We start from the raw sequence: 1133 nt of genomic DNA, 5'->3' as shown, positions 1-1133 counted from the left end.
CATGGTAAGACCACTCTGACCGCGGCCCTGACCCGCGTATGTCACGAAGTGTGGGGTACAGGTGAGTCCCGTGCATTCGACCAGATCGATAACGCACCGGAAGAGAAGGCCCGTGGTATCACCATCGCGACCTCTCACGTTGAGTACGATTCACCGAGCCGTCACTACGCACACGTAGACTGCCCGGGCCACGCTGACTATGTGAAGAACATGATCACCGGTGCGGCCCAGATGGACGGTGCGATCCTGGTTTGCTCCGCGGCTGACGGCCCCATGCCGCAGACCCGCGAGCACATCCTGCTGTCCCGCCAGGTAGGTGTTCCTTTCATCGTCGTGTTCCTGAACAAGGCCGACATGGTAGATGACGAGGAGCTGCTGGAGCTGGTCGAGATGGAAGTTCGTGAGCTGCTGAGCCAGTACGACTTCCCGGGTGACGACACTCCGATCATTACCGGTTCCGCGCTGATGGCGCTGGAAGGTAAGGACGACAACGAGATGGGTACTACCGCAGTCAAGAAGCTGGTAGAAGCCCTGGACGACTACATCCCGGAGCCGGAGCGTGCCATCGATCAGCCGTTCCTGATGCCGATCGAGGACGTATTCTCCATCTCCGGTCGTGGTACCGTGGTAACCGGCCGTGTTGAGCGCGGTATCGTCAAGACTGGCGACGAAGTGGAAATCGTTGGTATCCGTGATACCGTGAAGACCACCGTTACCGGTGTTGAGATGTTCCGCAAGCTGCTCGACGAAGGTCGTGCGGGTGAGAACATCGGTGCGCTGCTGCGTGGCACCAAGCGTGACGACGTTGAGCGTGGCCAGGTTCTGTGTGTGCCGGGCTCCATCAAGCCGCACACCAAGTTCGAGTGCGAAGTGTACGTCCTGAGCAAGGAAGAGGGTGGTCGTCATACCCCGTTCTTCAAGGGCTACCGTCCGCAGTTCTACTTCCGGACCACCGACGTGACCGGCTCCTGCGAGCTGCCGGAAGGCGTTGAAATGGTAATGCCGGGTGACAACGTGAAGATGTCTGTCACCCTGATCGCTCCGATCGCCATGGAAGATGGTCTGCGCTTCGCGATTCGCGAAGGCGGCCGTACCGTTGGTGCCGGTGTGGTTTCCAAGATCATCGAGTAATT

1 protein-coding gene is annotated in these 1133 nt (G+C 59.3%); it reads left to right on the top strand.

The features are described 5' to 3' along the window. Positions 1–1131: elongation factor Tu (gene tuf, locus BM346_RS17865; protein WP_092016604.1), on the top strand; the 1131-nt coding region annotated here is incomplete at its 5' end. Between the last annotated feature and the right edge of the window lie 2 nt (positions 1132–1133).

The sequence above is a fragment of the Marinobacter daqiaonensis genome (assembly GCF_900115285.1).
Taxonomy (GTDB): Bacteria; Pseudomonadota; Gammaproteobacteria; order Pseudomonadales; family Oleiphilaceae; genus Marinobacter; species Marinobacter daqiaonensis.
The sequence above is the reverse complement of the archived record's forward strand: the minus strand, read 5'-3'. Positions and strand labels throughout refer to the sequence as shown.